This is a genomic window from Natronomonas salinimetallica (assembly GCF_013839515.1).
GTDB lineage: Archaea > Halobacteriota > Halobacteria > Halobacteriales > Haloarculaceae > Natronomonas.
In genome coordinates this window covers 41,672-56,036 of record NZ_JACDNQ010000005.1, presented here as the reverse complement: position 1 = coordinate 56,036, position 14,365 = coordinate 41,672, and the positions used below count along the sequence as shown (strand labels likewise).

Here is a 14,365-nt window from a genome sequence, read left to right as displayed (position 1 = left end):
CGAGCCCGTATTTCGTATAGCAGCATATGATTTATATATTCGAGGGCGAACGGATCAATCCACCACCCGGTAGATGTTCGCCTCGTACACCGTCCGGACTCGATCGCCCCAGTTGTGCGTGTACGTATCGATAACGTCCGTCGCGACGTCCCCACGGAGATACTTGACGATGCCGCGATCCCCCGTCCGGTCTCTCAGGTGTGTCGTAAAGAAGTGCCGGAAGTAATGAGGTGTGACGTTTTCCTCGGCGCTTCCCCCCGTGCGGTACCAGCCGTTTTCTCTCGCGTACGTTTCGACGATGTGATGGACCGCATCGGGGGAGATCCGCTTCCCCCATTTTTTCGACGTGTGGGTGAAGAGGGGCTTGGCAGGCGAGTCCGTGTCAGGACGAACCGCAAGCCACCGGAGAAGAACGTTCCGTAACTCCCCGTCGATCGGAATGACCGTCTGGCGTTTTCGCTTGTTCGAGGCGTTCCGTCGTTCGCCTTCGGAACGTTCGCCGTGTGATCGATCGGGGGAGACGAACAGCGAATTTCCCTTCTGCTCCAGTTGTGGCCTCGGATCGTGGTCGAGGACCCCAATCGAGAGGTCACGTACGTCGAGATTGGCGAGTTCCCCCGCCCGTATCCCCGTTTTTAATAACGTGACGACTACGGCCTTATGAAGGGGGTGTTCGATCAGCCCCACGAACTCCCGCATGGCGGGCACCGAAACGTCACGCCTGGTCGGGTTCGCGTCGATCGTTTCGTCCATCTCCTCTATGACGAGGGCCATGGGGTTCTCGTCGAGTACGCCCACCTGCGTCATGTACACGTAAAACCGATTCAGGTACGAAGCGTACGATGCGACGGTACTTTCGGCGTTTTCCTGTCGGATCGTATTGATCCAGGCAGTACAATCGCGATACGATGCTCCAGCGGGGGTCGTATCGAACGCCGCGTCCACGTATCGTTCGAATTCCTTGAGGACACGCCCGTAGGCGTCGATAGTTCGTTGTGAACGGCCGTGTTGTTCCATGTCTTCGAGGAAGTACCCGATCGGATCGATCGATCTATCCGTCATGCTCCTCGCAGATGAGATATCCGCCGTGGCGACCGCTGTATCTGACTACGTTGTCCTGTTGGAGTTCCTCTAGGGTCTGGTCTAGTTCCGCTTCTAGCTCTTCGGTCAGTGCAGCAACGAGTTCGTCCCAGTCTCTGGGGGTCTCGGGGGACAGTATTTCCAGGACGCGTTTTCGGAACACGCCTTCCCCGTCCCGCGCCGGCGGTGGCCGGTTCACATCCGCGGAACGCCCGTTCGATTCGTGCGATGGGGGCAGTTCGAACTCGCTTCGTCCAGCCTGCACCATCATCCGAACGAATTCGCTCCGGGAAACACCCATCCGATCGGCATCGTCCGCCCAGAGATCCTTTTGATACGCCGGGACGTAGGTCTGTACTGCGACACGTTCGGCCTCGTCGCTCATATACGTACGCGTCGTCCGCGCGGTACTTGAATTTATGTCAGACACCCAAATAAAGGCCCTTATTTGTATTTACGATGCTACCGTACGCGGGGGATCAGCATTCTATTTGTATTTCCACATTAACTTACTCGTTAAAGCTGTACTCATACAAATACAAAACAGAGTCTTCGTCCATGCTTTCGTAGAACAGTGGTCTACGAGTACGTATATTGAGGTCGTGCAGTGATGCTTTTCGACGCTGACCCTTGGGGTTTGACCGGTATACTTGTGACCGATCTCGGACTCATCAATTCGGCAACGCTATAGTTGAGCTCGGAAGACAAGACACACTCGATCGCACGGCGGCCGTGCGATCGATGTGTACATAGTTGCGATGTTTACTATAGGAGTACCGGCGGCTTGGCACCGCCAGCAGTCCCACCCGCTATAGCCCGTGAACACCCTCCCAGACTCGGACTGGTTGGGTGTTTGGTGGGATTGTTGAACCTGAAACGCCCAACGCTGAGCAAATCGGAGATTTGCGACGTACGCGAATCTTCGATTCGCTTGACTCGGGATTCCTCCGCCTGAAGGCGGAGGAGGATGTCAATGCTTCGTTGCTCGGGGCGGGCAGACCGCCACCGTCGGACTGGCGGGAATCGCTCCGTCCACAGCCTGATTCTCCCTCTATCGTATGATAGCCCACCCCTTGAACCTGTCTCTTACCGATACGTTCACCGGTCCCAAACGAATATTTCAGGCGCTGTCGACCCCGACCTGTAATCGGACCATCAAGGTGTGGGGCGATTCGGGGGTCGCGTTAACTTAGAGGATGAGGCGGGCGAGTTCTGAGTGTCTATGACAGAATCCGACCGCCTCAGCGGATGTATCGAGTGGATCGACTTGTCATTTGTGGAGCGCAAGCGGACTCCCGAATGGGCGATTCGAGTGGGCATCCGGTGTCATCTTGCAGGTATGTCACCGCGGGATGCCAGTCAGTTTCTCGATGCGTTGGGAGCCGACCGCAGTCACGTCGCTGTTCATAACTGGGTGCAGAAGGCCGATCTACAGCCACTTTCGACGGTGACTGCGGATTACCTCGCCGTCGACGAGAAAGTGATCCGCGTCAACGGCGGCGACTACTGGCTGTACGGTGCTGTCGATTCCGAAACGAACGAAATCTCGCAGCTCAGGCTGTTTCCGACGACGAAACAGACAACGCGATGATTTCTAACCGAGTTACATCGCCGGTACCGGCTTAATGGCGTCGAATTTCTCGTTGATGATGCTGATTACTTAGTGAACGTGTTACAAGGAGGTGGGTATCGATTCCAGATGATTTCACACGGGAATCGGAATGCCATCGAACGTGTCTTTTGAGAAATAGAACAACGAACATCTTCGGTCGCAACGAGTTTCAACCATGTCAAGCCACAGACAGCAGAATCGTGGCCCCAAGCCCTCGCCGTCCACCACAACTCACGCCAAAGTTAACGCGACCGCTATCGCGTCACCGTCGCGCGAATATAGTTGAGCTCGGAAGACAAGACACACTCGATCGCACGGCGGCCGTGCGATCGATGTGTACATAGTTGCGATGTTTACTATAGCTTGAAATGGTTATCGCAAACAGTATCAGTCTGGTTCATCGATCTCGGCGACTCGACTTGTGGGTAGAGACAGCGCTTGAACCCAAAGCTGGCCGCAGCCCGTGAAATCCGATAATCCAATACGCGCCCGTATTCCCGGCGGAAAGAACCAGAGGGAGGGACATGCCTGTTTGGCCGAGTGCCGACACCAATCCGACTGTACGTATCGAGACGGACCCGCACAGTACGGAAACGGGGCTCGGGGGTGCCGTCCAGAGTCGGGGGACGACGCGGAATAGGTGATGTACGATGGAGAATACATAAATCATATACTGCTATATCAAAATTGCGGGCTGCGTTGGGACTACGGCGGGGTCACTCCGGGGCAAAACACGGGAGCGTCGATTCGACGATCGGACGACAACCGTTTTCGAGGTGTAGCGTCTGGTCTCTATCATGACGGATACTGGTTACCTGTCGACGACGCTCGACCCCTCCCTTCAGCCATGACGCTTCCGGGACTCCTCGAGCAGTACGTCAGCCTCGGAATCTTCTTCGTCGCCGGGACGCTTTGTGTGCTCAGTTACGTCGCATGGCGGCGAGAACGGGACCCCCGGATGCGGATCGTCGCGGCCGGGTACGTGATGTTCGCGGTGTACGGATTCGTCGTCTTCCTCGAGTACCCCCTGCTTCCGTACCTCGGCGCGGGGACGGTCGAGCTACTCGAACACGCGAGCGCTCTGCTCATCCTGGGTGGGCTTTTGACCTTCTTCGTCGCATTGACACGGGACTGAGCGATGTCCGAGCCACATTTCGAGTTGGATTCACGGCGGGCGATCTACCAGCGAATAGCCGACGCCCCCGGCATACACTTTCGGGCTTTGCTCGAAGACCTCGAATATGCACAGGGAACACTCCAGTACCAGCTCCGGTGGCTCGCCGACGAGGGGCTCATCGAGACATCGGACGACGGACAGTACACGCGGTACTATCCGGCCGCGGACTTCGACGCGGCGGATCAAACCGTCATGAACGCGCTTCGTCGCGAGTACAGCCGTCGGATACTCGGGCACCTGCTCGCGGACGGGCCGCTCTCGACGAGCGAGTTGAGCGACCGACTGCAGAAGGCGAACTCGACGGTCTCGTGGCACCTCTCGAAGCTCTCCGAGGCCGATCTCGTAAAAAAGCGCCGGGACGGACGGAGCGTCGTATACCGGGTCTGTGATCCCGACCGTGTCAGGTATCTATACACGGTCCACCGCCAGTCGTTTACCGATCGTGTCGTCGATCGTCTCCTCGGTCTCTGGGATAGCTACTGATCGGTGGACGTGGCCGGTACGATACGACGGAGATCCACGACGCGTAACAAAAGCACGTACACGAGAAACATCAACGACGGGATCAACACGGGACGGATAAGTCCCATCACGTCGGTACCGATCGCGGCGGCGTGGAGCGTGCCGAAGGCGAAGCCGCCGTAGGCGAACGAGTGAACGACCCGTGGCCCCCACGGCCGAGAGAACCGTCTCGCGTCGACGAATCCGAGGACGGCGACGACGAGCAAGATCAGCGCGCCGACGCCGACCGCGACGCCGCCGAGGAAGTACGGCCTCGAGTACGTCAGTGCCGAGTTCGATCCGGTGAGGACGAACCAGGTATCGAGTACCCCCAATGTCGCATGAAGCAGCGTAACGAGCATCCCGAAGACCGAGAGTTCGATGTGAACGCGCCGTGCTGCGTCGTGTAGCACGCCGAAGGACTCGGCGTTGTACAGGATGCCGGTGAGCACGGCCAGATACAGCGCGGGATACGCGACGAGAGCGGCCCCCCGATCGAGGAGCCACACGAGTTCGGACATCAGGAGGCCCCCGTCGTCTCGACGACGTCCGGACAGCCGTCCGAGTCCTGGAACCCGTTCTCCGTCTCCGGACGGGTCGGACACCGGTCGTTGCTGTCGACGATCCCATCCCCATCGTAATCACTCGGCGCCTGTCGCGCGCTGACCGTCCGGTCGGCGAGGTCGACTTGCTTTCGTTCGGTCGCCTGGGCCGTACGCACGGTCCCGAGTTGCCACAGTAGGGGAGCGGTCGCCACCAACACGACGATCGCGATCACCGTAATGCGTTGTTTATTTGTCAAAGACATGATCGTTGAATCCCGACGTTCGATGGAATACCCCCTCGTGTACGACGAGCGCCTCGAGCCCGTCCCAGTCCTCGGCGAGAGACCGTGCATCCGAGAGCGGAAGGGCCGCGAGCGTCGTCGCGAGCGCGTCGGCCTCCATGCAGTCTCGGCGTGCAACGACGGTCACGGACTCGTGGTGCGCGCCGATCCGTCCGGCCGTCGGATCGTATATATGGTCTACTCCGTCGCGGTCACGGCGGTAGCTGCCGGACGTGGCGACGGACCAGTCCGTATCGAGCGTTTTTATCGGTGCCTCGTCGCCGTAAGGGCTTTCGATAGCTATCGGCCCGGTTGGCGGTGACATGTCACCGCCGCCGCTGAGGAACCCGCGTCGGCCGAGACCCTCGAGGGCATCCGCTGCCCGATCGACGATATACCCCTTCGCGAGGCCGTTGAGATCGAGTCTGACGTCCGTCTCGACGTGGGAGCCATCGACAGCCACGGACCCGGTATCGAACCCCTCCGGGAGCGATTCGGTATCGCCACGCAAATACCGCTTTAGACCGCGTTCTACGCGGCCTTGATGAATATCGAACACGTGATCGGTTCGATCGAAATATTCGATCCCCCGGCGGACGAGGCGGGCGACGTGTTCGTTCCTGACGTGACCCGTCTCGTCGAGTCGACGCACCGCGCTCTCGGCGTCGAAAGCGTCGAGCGTCGACTCGAGCCTCTCGGCGGTGTGCTGGGCGGCGAGAGCGGCATGGTCCGCCCGGATGCCTATTACGTGGGCTCGAAACGTCGTATCGCAGCACCGAAACGTACGGCGCGTGTCGCCGAGCCGTTCGTATGCCGAGTTACGTGTCGCCATGTCGGCGTTCAGTCCTCCTCGTGTTCGTCGTCCCCGTGTTCGTCCTCCTCGTGTTCGTCCTCCTCGTATTCGTCCTCCTCGTGTTCGTCGTCCTCGTATTCGTCGTCCTCGTATTCGTCCTCCTCGTATTCGTCCTCCTCGTATTCGTCCTCCTCGTGTTCGTCGTACCCCGACTGTGTCTGAACGGCGGGGGCAAACTCCTGGTTCGGTTCGGGAGCGCCGTCGGGTATCTGTTGTGTGACATCGACACCGGCTTCGGTCGCTTCGCCGGTCGAGTCCGCCAATCCGGGGGCGAGACCGGGGAACGCGAGACCGGTAGCGACGAGCACCGTCAAGAGCCCCCCGGCGAGCGTGAACGCGACGAGTCGGTTGTTTGGAATCGGGATGCGCATGGTCAGTTCGTATGTCGACGGAGCGGTTCCCCCGTATAATGTGTTCGCGTCCAACCATCGAATCGTCGTACACGCATCGAATGCATACGGCGGCCGAACTCGCTGACGGGCGGATTATCGCTCGGCTGGCGTGGAGTCGGCCGATTCGATGTCGACCTCGACGTCGACCGCGGCGGCTTTGTATTCCGGAATTTTCGCGCGCGCGTCCAACACGTCGTTCGTCAGTCGGTTCGCCGACGCGTCGGCGAAGTGTGGCGTCGTCCAGACGACACCCTCTTTGATGTCCTCCGTTACCCGTGCGCTGAGCGTTATCTCGCCACGCCGGGACCTTACTCGTACGTCGTCCCCGTCCTCGATTCCGTACCGATCGGCGTCCTTGGGGTGGATGTCGACGAAGTTCTCGGGGCGTTGTCGCGAGAGCGTCGGCGATCGACGGCTCATCGTTCCGGTGTTGTAGTGCTCCTCGAGGCGGGCCGTCGTGAGGATCAGCGGGTACTCCTCGTCGGGGGGTTCCTTCGGCGGCTGGTGGGTAACGCCCTCGATCCGCCCGAGGCCGTTTTCGGTGTCGAAGGAGTCCTCATAGAGGAAATCATCGCCCTCCTGGCCCTCCTCATAACAGGGCCAGTGGATGCCCTCCTCACCGAGCGCGTCGTAGGTCATCCCGTGATAGCTCGGACAGACCTGTCGGAGCTCCTCGAAGACGGCCTCCTCGTCCTCGAAACGGAACGCCGCTTCGCCGAACAGCCGGCTTCCGACCTCCATGAGGATCTCGAGGTCGTGTTTCGTGTTCTCGTGGACCTTCCGGACGCCGCGCATCCGCTGTACCCTCCGGTCGGTGTTCGTGACCGTTCCGCCGCGTTCGGCCCACGTCGTCGCCGGGAGGACGACGTCCGCGAGCGCGGCCGTCTCGGTCATGAAGATGTCCTGTGCGACGACGAACTCGAGTTCCCCGAGTCGCTCCTCGACGCGGTTACCGTCCGGTTCGGACATGACGGGGTTTTCACCCATGATGTAGAGCCCCTGGATCGAGTCGCCGGCGGCGTGTGAGATCTCGACGTTCGTGAGGCCGGGTTCGTCGGGGATCGAAAAGCCCCAGACGTCCTCGACGGACTCCCTCGCCTCGTCGTCGTCGACGAGTTGGTATCCGGGCAGGACGTTCGGCATCGCACCGACGTCACAGGTTCCCTGGACGTTGTTTTGGCCCCGAAGCGGGTTCACGCCCGTACCCGGCCGGCCGACATTTCCCGTGATCAACGCGAGGTTGATCTCGTTTTGAACGTTGTCGACACCGCAGGCGTGCTGGCTCATCCCCATCCCCGTGAAGATGGCGGCGTTGTTCGCCATCGCGTACGTTTCGGCGGCGCGTTCGATGTCCTCGAGGGGGACACCGCACTCCTCGGCGGCGGCGGCCTTGTCGAAGTCCGCGAGCGTCTCTTTCAGGTGGTCGAACCCCTCGGTTCGGTCCTCGATGAACGCCTCGTCGAGCCACCCGGTGTCGGGGTCCGCTTCGTGTCTCTCCAAGAGCGTCTTGAGAACGACGTTCAAAAGCGGGATATCCGTCCCGGGTTCGAGTTGGAGGTGCATGTGGCGTTCGGTCCCGTCGATGTCGAACGACCGCGTCGTCTTGTTCATATGAGGATCGACCTGGATGACCGTGGCACCTTCGAGTACCGCCTGCCGGAAGTACTGGCTGTTCGCGATCGGGTGCTGTTCGCCCGGGTTTGCGCCCTGAATCCAGAGGACGTCGGCCGCCTCCTCTAGGTCGACCATGCTGTTGGTCATCGCGCCCGCACCGAGGCTCGTCCGCAACGCCCACACCGTCGAGGCGTGACACATCCGCGTGCAGTTGTCGACGTTGTTCGTTCCGTAGCGACGGGCGAGTTTCTGCAACAGGTAGTTCTCCTCGTTCATCGTCTTCGAGGAGCCGAAAAAGCCCATCGCATCGGGGTGGTACTCCTCACGGATCCGACGCATTTCGGAGACGATCCGATCGTACGCCTCCTCCCACGTTGCCTCACGAAACTCGCCGTCGCCGGAGTGCGTCCGGCTGCCGGAGGAGCTTTGTTTTTCGCTGTCCTCTTTGATCAGCGGTTCGGTCAGTCGGTCCTCGTGATCGACGACCTCCGTCGCTGCCCCCCCTTTGATACAGATCGACCCCTCGTTGACCGGGGCATCGCTCCAGGGCATATACTGGACGTCACCGGGGTCTTCGCCCTGTCGAACCCGGATTCCACAGCCGACCCCGCAGTACGGACAGATCGTCTTGACCGTCCTTTCGGTCTCACTGGACATTGTGTATTACTGTCGTACCCTGTGTGTGCTCATATATGTTCAGGAAAACAATCAAATCTCTGAAAGCTTCTCGGCGGGAAGGGACGACTCAAAGAACCGTGTGGCGCTTTCGGTGTATGGACCCGAAGTCGGACCGTGTCAAACCCGGAACCGGACCGTGTCAAACCCGGAACCGGACCGTGTCGAAAGACGGCCGAGGACGGTTACCCGCCGTCCGGGTCCGCGCCGCCGTCGGTCATTTTCCGCTCGCCGCGGGGGAACCACGCGAGTTCGTGATCGGCGTCGAGACTCGCGAAGACGGGGTCGTCGAGTGAGACCTTGTCCGCGTGGTTGTGCATACAGCCGACGACGTCGCCGGAATCGATCTCGACGCGATAGAGCACGGTCGGGCCCAGATACCGGCGGTGGATGACCTCGCCGTTGGCCTCCGCGGGAGCGGCGCGCCGGGCACAGACGTCGTCCGGGCGGACCATCAGATCGATCTGCGATCCGTGGTAGGCGTCGGTGAGTCCGTGGATCCGATCGAGGGGTACACAGCCGATCCCGGTCTGGACGCAGTCGTCCTTTACGTGTCCGGCGACGAACGACGCGTGGCCGAGGAACCCGGCGACGAACCGCGATTCGGGCTGTTGGAACACCTCTTCGGGCGTCCCGATCTGCTCGATACGTCCCTCGCTCATCACCGCGACCCGATCGGAGATCGACATCGCTTCCTCTTGATCGTGGGTAACCGACACGGCGGTGACGCCCGCCTCTTTGAGGATCTCCCGGACCTCCTCGCGCATCTCGACCCGGAGATCCACGTCGAGACTCGAGAAGGGTTCGTCCAACAGCAGCAATCGCGGCTCCGGGGCCAACGACCGCGCGAGGGCGACGCGCTGTTGTTGGCCCCCCGAGAGCTCCTCGGGAGATTTTTCGCCGTGGTCCGAGAGCCCCACGAGATCGAGGAGCTCGTCGATGCGCGCGTTGCGCTCCGCTTCGGGCCACTCCTCGATCCCGAACGCGATGTTCTCGCGCGCGGAGAGGTGAGGAAACAGCGCGAACTCCTGGAAGACGACGCCGACGTCGCGACGCTCGGCGGGAACGAAACCGCGTCCGCTAACGGGTGTCTCCTCGAGTCGAACGACGCCGTCATCGGGACGTTCGAGCCCGGCAATCAGTCGGAGCGTCGTCGTCTTTCCACAGCCCGACGGCCCGAGGAGCGTGAGCAACTCCCCGTCGCGGACGGTCAAAGAGAGGTCTCGGATGACCGGCGTTCCGTCGTAGGACTTCTCGATGCCGTCGAGTTCCAACACCGGCCGGGACGCGGGTGAAACCGTCCGGCTGGCCTCGTGTCCCCGAACGTCACTGGACACAGGGGTCACCTCCGGGCGTCCGACCGGGCACGTCTGGGATCATTGTTCGCCACTTTGTTTAGGCAGGCCAAAAACCCTTCCGTTCGATCCCAGCGTATCTATAGCAGACATCGCAACTATGTACACATCGATCGCACGGCCGCCGTGCAATCGAGTGTGTCTTGTCTTCCGAGCTCTACTATAGCCGTCCGGGGGCGACCGAGCGATCACCCCCAGTCAGTCGCGACCACCGGACGGCACAGCGACGTTCTGTCGGCTACGTCCCTTCATCGGGGTCGCCGGACGAGGGCGAGGTGGAGGAGGGGGACGCCGGGGGATCCCCGCCCGTGTCCGCGTCGGCCGCGGAATCGTCCTCGCCGTCGGGATCCTGATCGGCGGTTCGCTTGATCGAGGCCAGTTCCTCGTCGACGTCGATGCCGGCCGCGTCGGGGTCGGGGCCGTCCCGTCCGGCGTCGACCCCCCGATCGGCCCGGCCTCGTTCCGAGCGGGGCGTTGGCTCCTCGATCGCCTCCGCCAACCGGTCGTCGACCTCGGCTCTGAGGGCACGGGCCTCCTCGAAGAGGCCCCGAAGGTCGGGATCGGACGGATCCCCACGGGCGGCCGACTGGAGCTCGGCGAGGGCGTCGTCGAGTCGGCGGAGCGTCTCGCGACTCGTCGCCGCGAGCCGATCGCGCCCGTCCGCGGGCATCTGGCTTCGCACGTCCTCTACCGCCCCGACCGGACGGCTGTCGGCGACGCGAAGTGCCGCCCCCAAAAGCTCCAGCGACCGGATCGCCGCCTCCAGTAGCGCAACGGTCGCCGGGATGGTGTACCGTTCGGTGAACCGGAGGAGCTCCGACGGCTTCGGCGGCCGCGGAAGGCCCAATGGCCCTTCCGGCGGGCCTTCGAGCTCCCCGCGGAGTTCCTCGAGCGTCTCGGAAAGTTCGGCCGTCGCCTCGGCCAACTCGCGGTCGCGGTCCTTCATACGTCCTCTGGGGGAGCCACGGCAAAAACAGTACGGCACGACGATTTTTAGGCCGACCAAAACATTTTAGACCGGTCGGCCCCGAAATCCGGCCAATGCCAGTCTCTTCCGACGCGGACGAACCAGTCGGGCTCCGAGTACACGCGACGTCACCGAATCGGTCGGTCTTTACCGAACCGGACAACAGCGACGGATGGATCGCGACCGACTGTATCGTCGACGTACGGCGGTAGCGGCGACGGTCCGTTCCCGCTTCAGTTCGTCGCCGACTCGAGCACCAACGAATCGTCTTCGAGGTAGTGTTCGAGATGGTGGGCGTGTTCTTCGACGGTCTCGAGGGTGTCACGGAGGAGCTCCTCCGTCGCGTAGTCACCGAGCTCGTTTGTGAGCTCGATGTGGTCGCGGATCGACTCGATGATGACGCCGAAGGCCTCCATGTCGTTTTCGAGTGAGGTTCGGATCCCGTAGACGTCCTCACCCTCGGGTTCGATCGGGGCGTGTGCCTCGTACGCCGCGCCGCCCGAGAGGGGGACGCCGCCGATCGCCTGGGCGCGCTCGGCGAGCTCGTCTGCGCCGTCCTCTAGGTCCTCGGTGATCTCTCCGAGGTACTCGTGTACGTCGAGGAACTCTGCGCCCTCGACGTTCCAGTGATGCTTTTTGACCTGGTGGTACAGAACGTACGTCGCCGCGAGGTCGGCATTCAATGCGTCGACGATCTGTTTTGCCTTTTCGGGATCGATCTTGAGTGCGGTCTCCTCGACGCTTCCGGCCTGACGGCGAACGGTCTCTTGGGCGCTCATACGTATCCATATCCGTCGGCCACCAACTTAAATCCTTCCACTACGAAAAGTTTGCATTACTAATCAAAAAATTGTTTTTTCCTTTGTGTAATCCCCCACGCTCGATCCGTCCGGCGCTCCGGGGAGACAATGTGGCATCGCCGGTCGCGGCCCATCCCATCTGGGAGGATCCAGAGAGCCTGCGGCCGGTTCGCACGCCCGGACCCGTTCATAAGCGCTTTTATGCGGTGGTGCAGTACGGTGGTGTACAGCCTACGCGGGGTTGTGATGCTCCTAGCCGGACAGGACTCAACACGCACCCGATCCGGTGTGAAGAACCGACGTTCGCCGACCGGTTCGGCCGAACGGTCGCGTTCGACGGCGGGGGAGCGCGAGCCCGCGCGTAGGAGGAGTCAAAAATGTCAGTATACGTAGATTTCGACGTTCCCGCAGACCTCGAAGACGACGCCATCGAGGCGCTCGAGGTCGCCCGGGACACCGGCTCAGTAAAGAAAGGAACCAACGAAACGACGAAGGCCGTCGAGCGCGGCAACGCCGAGCTCGTCTTCATCGCCGAGGACGTCAGTCCCGAGGAGGTCGTCATGCACCTTCCCGAGATCGCCGCAGAAAAGGACGTCCCGTACGTCTTCGTCGGCACCCAAGACGACATCGGCCACGCCGCTGGACTACAGGTCGGCAGCGCTGCCGCCGCCGTCGTCGACGCCGGCGAGGCGGGCGACGACGTCGAGTCCATCGCCGAGAAGGTCGAGGAACTCCAGTAGGTGAGAGTGTATGAGTGCTGAAAACGAAGGGGACGGCGCGACCCCCGCCGAAGTGATCGAGGTCGTCGGCAAGACCGGCATGCACGGTGAAGCCATGCAGGTCAAGTGCCGGATCAAGGAGGGCGAAAACCAAGGGCGTATCATCGCCCGGAACGTCCTCGGACCGGTCCGTGTCGGCGACGTGTTACAGCTTCGCGAGACGGCCCGTGAGGCCGACTCGATCGGAGGACAATAATGGTTCAAGAACGCACCTGCGACTACAGCGGCCAGGAGATCGAACCCGGCACCGGGACGATGTACGTCAAAAACGACGGCACGGTGCTTTGGTTCGCCGACGCGAAGTGCGAGAAAAATTACCTGATGGGTCGGGAGGCCCGCGATCTCGAGTGGGTCGGCGACGAACGCGACGACACCGCCGAGAGCGACGAGGCCGAAGCCGACGTCGAGGACGACGAGGCCGGAACGGAAGCCGACGTCGAGGACGACGAGGCCGGAACGGAAGCCGACGTCGAGGACGACGAGGCCGGAACGGAAGCCGAAGATGACGAAACCGAAGACGGCGGGGACGACGTCGGCGAGTCCGAGGAGGCCGACGATGCGGACGAGGACGACGATACGGAAGACGAAGAGGAGGTCGAAGCCTGAATGGCCGACGCCGAGCGAACCTTCGTCATGGTCAAACCCGACGGGGTCCAGCGCGGCCTCATCGGCGACATCGTCTCGCGGTTCGAGGACCGTGGTCTGAAACTCGTCGCCGGGAAGTTCATGCAAATCGACGACGCGCTCGCGCGCGAACACTACGCCGAGCACGTCGACAAGCCGTTCTTCGACGAGCTCGCCGACTTCATCACCTCCGGCCCGGTCTTTGCGATGGTCTGGGAGGGCCAAGAGGCGGTCGCCCAGGTCCGGACGATGATGGGCGAAACCGATCCGGCCGACTCCGCTCCGGGCACGATCCGGGGCGACTTCGGCCTCGATCTCGGCCGGAACGTCATCCACGGTTCGGATACCGAGGAGGGCTCCGCCGGGCGCGAGATCGGGCTGTTCTTCGACGACGAGGAACTGCTCGACTACGATCGGATCGACGAAGCCTGGCTGTACGAGTAGCGTCCCGCAGGCTACTCTACCGCCGATCCGTTCGTCTTCCCCATCAGCCCGCTGACTCTATGTGAATGCTCCCCGAGCCCGGCGTGCGCTCACAGCGACTCGTTTCGCGGCATAATACTATGTCCCTCAATCACATAGTGTCAGTATGTCGACGCTCGACTCCCGTACGATCCCGTTCACGGACGGTCTGACTGTCGACGAACTCGACGGACGGATAACGGCCGCGATGAACGAGTACGGACCGCCCGTCCTTCGGTACGCGCTCGGGACCGTGTTCGTCTGGTTCGGCGCACTCAAAATTGTCGGCGTCAGTCCCGCCGGCGATCTCGTCGCCGCGACGGTGTATTTCGTTCCGGCCGAGATATTCGTCCCGCTGCTCGGGATCTGGGAGGTCACGATCGGTCTCTGTCTGTTCGTCAGACGCTTCATCAGGGCCGGCATCCTGTTGCTCGCCCTCCAGATGCCGGGGACGTTTCTCCCAGTCGTTCTGTTACCGGCGGTCGTGTTCACCGCGTTTCCCTACGGGCTGACGGTCGAGGGCCAATACATCATCAAGAACCTCGTCATCATCGGTGCGGCACTGGTCGTCAGCGGGCACGAGAGAGCGCGGATGCGCCGGGAGCGGTAGTCGAGCGGTCACCCTGGCCCGGGCGGACGAAGCGGCGA

18 protein-coding genes and 1 pseudogene are annotated in these 14,365 nt (G+C 61.8%); 9 read left to right on the top strand and 10 right to left on the bottom strand.

The genetic code is table 11. The annotated features are described in order from the left end of the window. Positions 1–54: 54 nt before the first annotated feature. Both HZR14_RS05310 and HZR14_RS05305 read right to left on the bottom strand, forming a co-directional pair. Positions 55–1,080, bottom strand: coding sequence for a tyrosine-type recombinase/integrase (locus HZR14_RS05310; protein WP_181691978.1), 1,026 nt, complete (start codon positions 1,078–1,080; stop codon positions 55–57). Then, on the bottom strand, positions 1,052–1,465 hold the full coding sequence (locus HZR14_RS05305; protein WP_181691828.1) for a DUF5805 domain-containing protein: 414 nt from the start codon (positions 1,463–1,465) through the stop codon (positions 1,052–1,054). The genes HZR14_RS05310 and HZR14_RS05305 overlap by 29 nt, the downstream gene beginning before the upstream one ends. 837 nt (positions 1,466–2,302) lie before the next feature. On the opposite strand from HZR14_RS05305, the pseudogene HZR14_RS05300 reads away from it, so the two are divergent. From HZR14_RS05300 to HZR14_RS05290, 3 genes and pseudogenes are all read left to right on the top strand, one after another. Beyond that, positions 2,303–2,938 (top strand): annotated as a pseudogene (locus HZR14_RS05300) (IS6 family transposase). A gap of 601 nt (positions 2,939–3,539) precedes the next feature. After that, entirely contained in the window at positions 3,540–3,827 is a 288-nt protein-coding gene (locus HZR14_RS05295; RefSeq protein WP_181691827.1) for a hypothetical protein, read from the top strand. A 3-nt stretch (positions 3,828–3,830) separates the two neighbouring features. Further along, positions 3,831–4,352 carry a winged helix-turn-helix transcriptional regulator gene (locus HZR14_RS05290; protein WP_181691826.1) on the top strand — a complete coding sequence of 174 codons (522 nt, stop codon included), beginning with the start codon at positions 3,831–3,833 and terminating at the stop codon, positions 4,350–4,352. On the opposite strand, the gene HZR14_RS05285 is transcribed toward HZR14_RS05290, so the two are convergent. The 7 genes from HZR14_RS05285 to HZR14_RS05255 all read right to left on the bottom strand — a co-directional run bounded on the left by HZR14_RS05285 (position 4,346) and on the right by HZR14_RS05255 (position 11,031). Continuing rightward, positions 4,346–4,891: a DUF8596 domain-containing protein gene (locus HZR14_RS05285; protein WP_181691825.1), complete on the bottom strand. Its 546-nt coding sequence runs from the start codon at positions 4,889–4,891 to the stop codon at positions 4,346–4,348. The genes HZR14_RS05290 and HZR14_RS05285 overlap by 7 nt on opposite strands. Next, positions 4,891–5,178: a hypothetical protein gene (locus tag HZR14_RS05280; RefSeq protein WP_181691824.1), complete on the bottom strand. Its 288-nt coding sequence runs from the start codon at positions 5,176–5,178 to the stop codon at positions 4,891–4,893. Before HZR14_RS05280 ends, HZR14_RS05285 begins: the two co-directional genes overlap by 1 nt. After that, positions 5,162–6,028, bottom strand: coding sequence for an FAD:protein FMN transferase (locus HZR14_RS05275; RefSeq protein ID WP_181691823.1), 867 nt, complete (start codon positions 6,026–6,028; stop codon positions 5,162–5,164). The genes HZR14_RS05280 and HZR14_RS05275 overlap by 17 nt, the downstream gene beginning before the upstream one ends. Before the next feature lie 8 nt (positions 6,029–6,036). After that, a complete protein-coding gene (locus HZR14_RS05270) occupies positions 6,037–6,420 on the bottom strand; it encodes a hypothetical protein (RefSeq protein ID WP_181691822.1) in 384 nt (127 codons plus the stop codon). 114 nt (positions 6,421–6,534) lie between these two features. After that, positions 6,535–8,712, bottom strand: coding sequence for a formate dehydrogenase subunit alpha (gene fdhF / locus HZR14_RS05265; protein WP_181691821.1), 2,178 nt, complete (start codon positions 8,710–8,712; stop codon positions 6,535–6,537). 203 nt (positions 8,713–8,915) lie between these two features. Further along, positions 8,916–10,067 (bottom strand): ABC transporter ATP-binding protein, encoded by a 1,152-nt coding sequence (locus HZR14_RS05260; protein ID WP_370464955.1) that lies wholly within the window; start codon positions 10,065–10,067, stop codon positions 8,916–8,918. A gap of 256 nt (positions 10,068–10,323) precedes the next feature. Beyond that, complete coding sequence (locus HZR14_RS05255) at positions 10,324–11,031, bottom strand: DUF7547 family protein (protein ID WP_181691819.1); 708 nt, start codon at positions 11,029–11,031, stop codon at positions 10,324–10,326. Positions 11,032–11,126: 95 nt separating this feature from the next. Here HZR14_RS05255 and HZR14_RS05250 point away from each other — a divergent pair, with 95 nt between their 5' ends. After that, positions 11,127–11,264: a hypothetical protein gene (locus HZR14_RS05250; protein WP_181691818.1), complete on the top strand. Its 138-nt coding sequence runs from the start codon at positions 11,127–11,129 to the stop codon at positions 11,262–11,264. Positions 11,265–11,285: 21 nt separating this feature from the next. Here HZR14_RS05250 and dpsA read toward each other — a convergent pair whose 3' ends face one another. Beyond that, positions 11,286–11,831 carry a DNA starvation/stationary phase protection protein DpsA gene (gene dpsA / locus HZR14_RS05245; RefSeq protein ID WP_181691817.1) on the bottom strand — a complete coding sequence of 182 codons (546 nt, stop codon included), beginning with the start codon at positions 11,829–11,831 and terminating at the stop codon, positions 11,286–11,288. Between the two features lie 398 nt (positions 11,832–12,229). On the opposite strand from dpsA, the gene rpl7ae reads away from it, so the two are divergent. The 5 genes from rpl7ae (at position 12,230) to HZR14_RS05220 (ending at position 14,327) form a co-directional block, all read left to right on the top strand. Further along, entirely contained in the window at positions 12,230–12,592 is a 363-nt protein-coding gene (gene rpl7ae, locus HZR14_RS05240) for a 50S ribosomal protein L7Ae (protein ID WP_181691816.1), read from the top strand. 10 nt (positions 12,593–12,602) lie between these two features. Then, positions 12,603–12,827: a 30S ribosomal protein S28e gene (locus HZR14_RS05235; RefSeq protein WP_015409642.1), complete on the top strand. Its 225-nt coding sequence runs from the start codon at positions 12,603–12,605 to the stop codon at positions 12,825–12,827. Next, on the top strand, positions 12,827–13,237 hold the full coding sequence (locus HZR14_RS05230; RefSeq protein WP_181691815.1) for a 50S ribosomal protein L24e: 411 nt from the start codon (positions 12,827–12,829) through the stop codon (positions 13,235–13,237). The genes HZR14_RS05235 and HZR14_RS05230 overlap by 1 nt, the downstream gene beginning before the upstream one ends. Further along, positions 13,238–13,699, top strand: coding sequence for a nucleoside-diphosphate kinase (gene ndk / locus HZR14_RS05225; RefSeq protein WP_181691814.1), 462 nt, complete (start codon positions 13,238–13,240; stop codon positions 13,697–13,699). Positions 13,700–13,844: 145 nt separating this feature from the next. Then, positions 13,845–14,327 carry a DoxX family protein gene (locus HZR14_RS05220; protein WP_181691813.1) on the top strand — a complete coding sequence of 161 codons (483 nt, stop codon included), beginning with the start codon at positions 13,845–13,847 and terminating at the stop codon, positions 14,325–14,327. Positions 14,328–14,365 lie beyond the last annotated feature (38 nt).

Bases quoted from the DNA above. Each gene is read 5' to 3' on its own strand.
- HZR14_RS05230 (WP_181691815.1), top strand. From the start codon at position 12,827: ATGGTTCAAGAACGCACCTGCGACTACAGCGGCCAGGAGATCGAACCC.
- rpl7ae (WP_181691816.1), top strand. From the start codon at position 12,230: ATGTCAGTATACGTAGATTTCGACGTTCCCGCAGACCTCGAAGACGAC.
- HZR14_RS05255 (WP_181691819.1), bottom strand. From the start codon at position 11,031: ATGAAGGACCGCGACCGCGAGTTGGCCGAGGCGACGGCCGAACTTTCC.
- dpsA (WP_181691817.1), bottom strand. From the start codon at position 11,831: ATGAGCGCCCAAGAGACCGTTCGCCGTCAGGCCGGAAGCGTCGAGGAG.
- HZR14_RS05275 (WP_181691823.1), bottom strand. From the start codon at position 6,028: ATGGCGACACGTAACTCGGCATACGAACGGCTCGGCGACACGCGCCGT.
- HZR14_RS05235 (WP_015409642.1), top strand. From the start codon at position 12,603: ATGAGTGCTGAAAACGAAGGGGACGGCGCGACCCCCGCCGAAGTGATC.
- ndk (WP_181691814.1), top strand. From the start codon at position 13,238: ATGGCCGACGCCGAGCGAACCTTCGTCATGGTCAAACCCGACGGGGTC.
- HZR14_RS05285 (WP_181691825.1), bottom strand. From the start codon at position 4,891: ATGTCCGAACTCGTGTGGCTCCTCGATCGGGGGGCCGCTCTCGTCGCG.
- HZR14_RS05280 (WP_181691824.1), bottom strand. From the start codon at position 5,178: ATGTCTTTGACAAATAAACAACGCATTACGGTGATCGCGATCGTCGTG.
- HZR14_RS05295 (WP_181691827.1), top strand. From the start codon at position 3,540: ATGACGCTTCCGGGACTCCTCGAGCAGTACGTCAGCCTCGGAATCTTC.
- HZR14_RS05220 (WP_181691813.1), top strand. From the start codon at position 13,845: ATGTCGACGCTCGACTCCCGTACGATCCCGTTCACGGACGGTCTGACT.
- fdhF (WP_181691821.1), bottom strand. From the start codon at position 8,712: ATGTCCAGTGAGACCGAAAGGACGGTCAAGACGATCTGTCCGTACTGC.
- HZR14_RS05270 (WP_181691822.1), bottom strand. From the start codon at position 6,420: ATGCGCATCCCGATTCCAAACAACCGACTCGTCGCGTTCACGCTCGCC.
- HZR14_RS05250 (WP_181691818.1), top strand. From the start codon at position 11,127: ATGCCAGTCTCTTCCGACGCGGACGAACCAGTCGGGCTCCGAGTACAC.
- HZR14_RS05290 (WP_181691826.1), top strand. From the start codon at position 3,831: ATGTCCGAGCCACATTTCGAGTTGGATTCACGGCGGGCGATCTACCAG.
- HZR14_RS05305 (WP_181691828.1), bottom strand. From the start codon at position 1,465: ATGAGCGACGAGGCCGAACGTGTCGCAGTACAGACCTACGTCCCGGCG.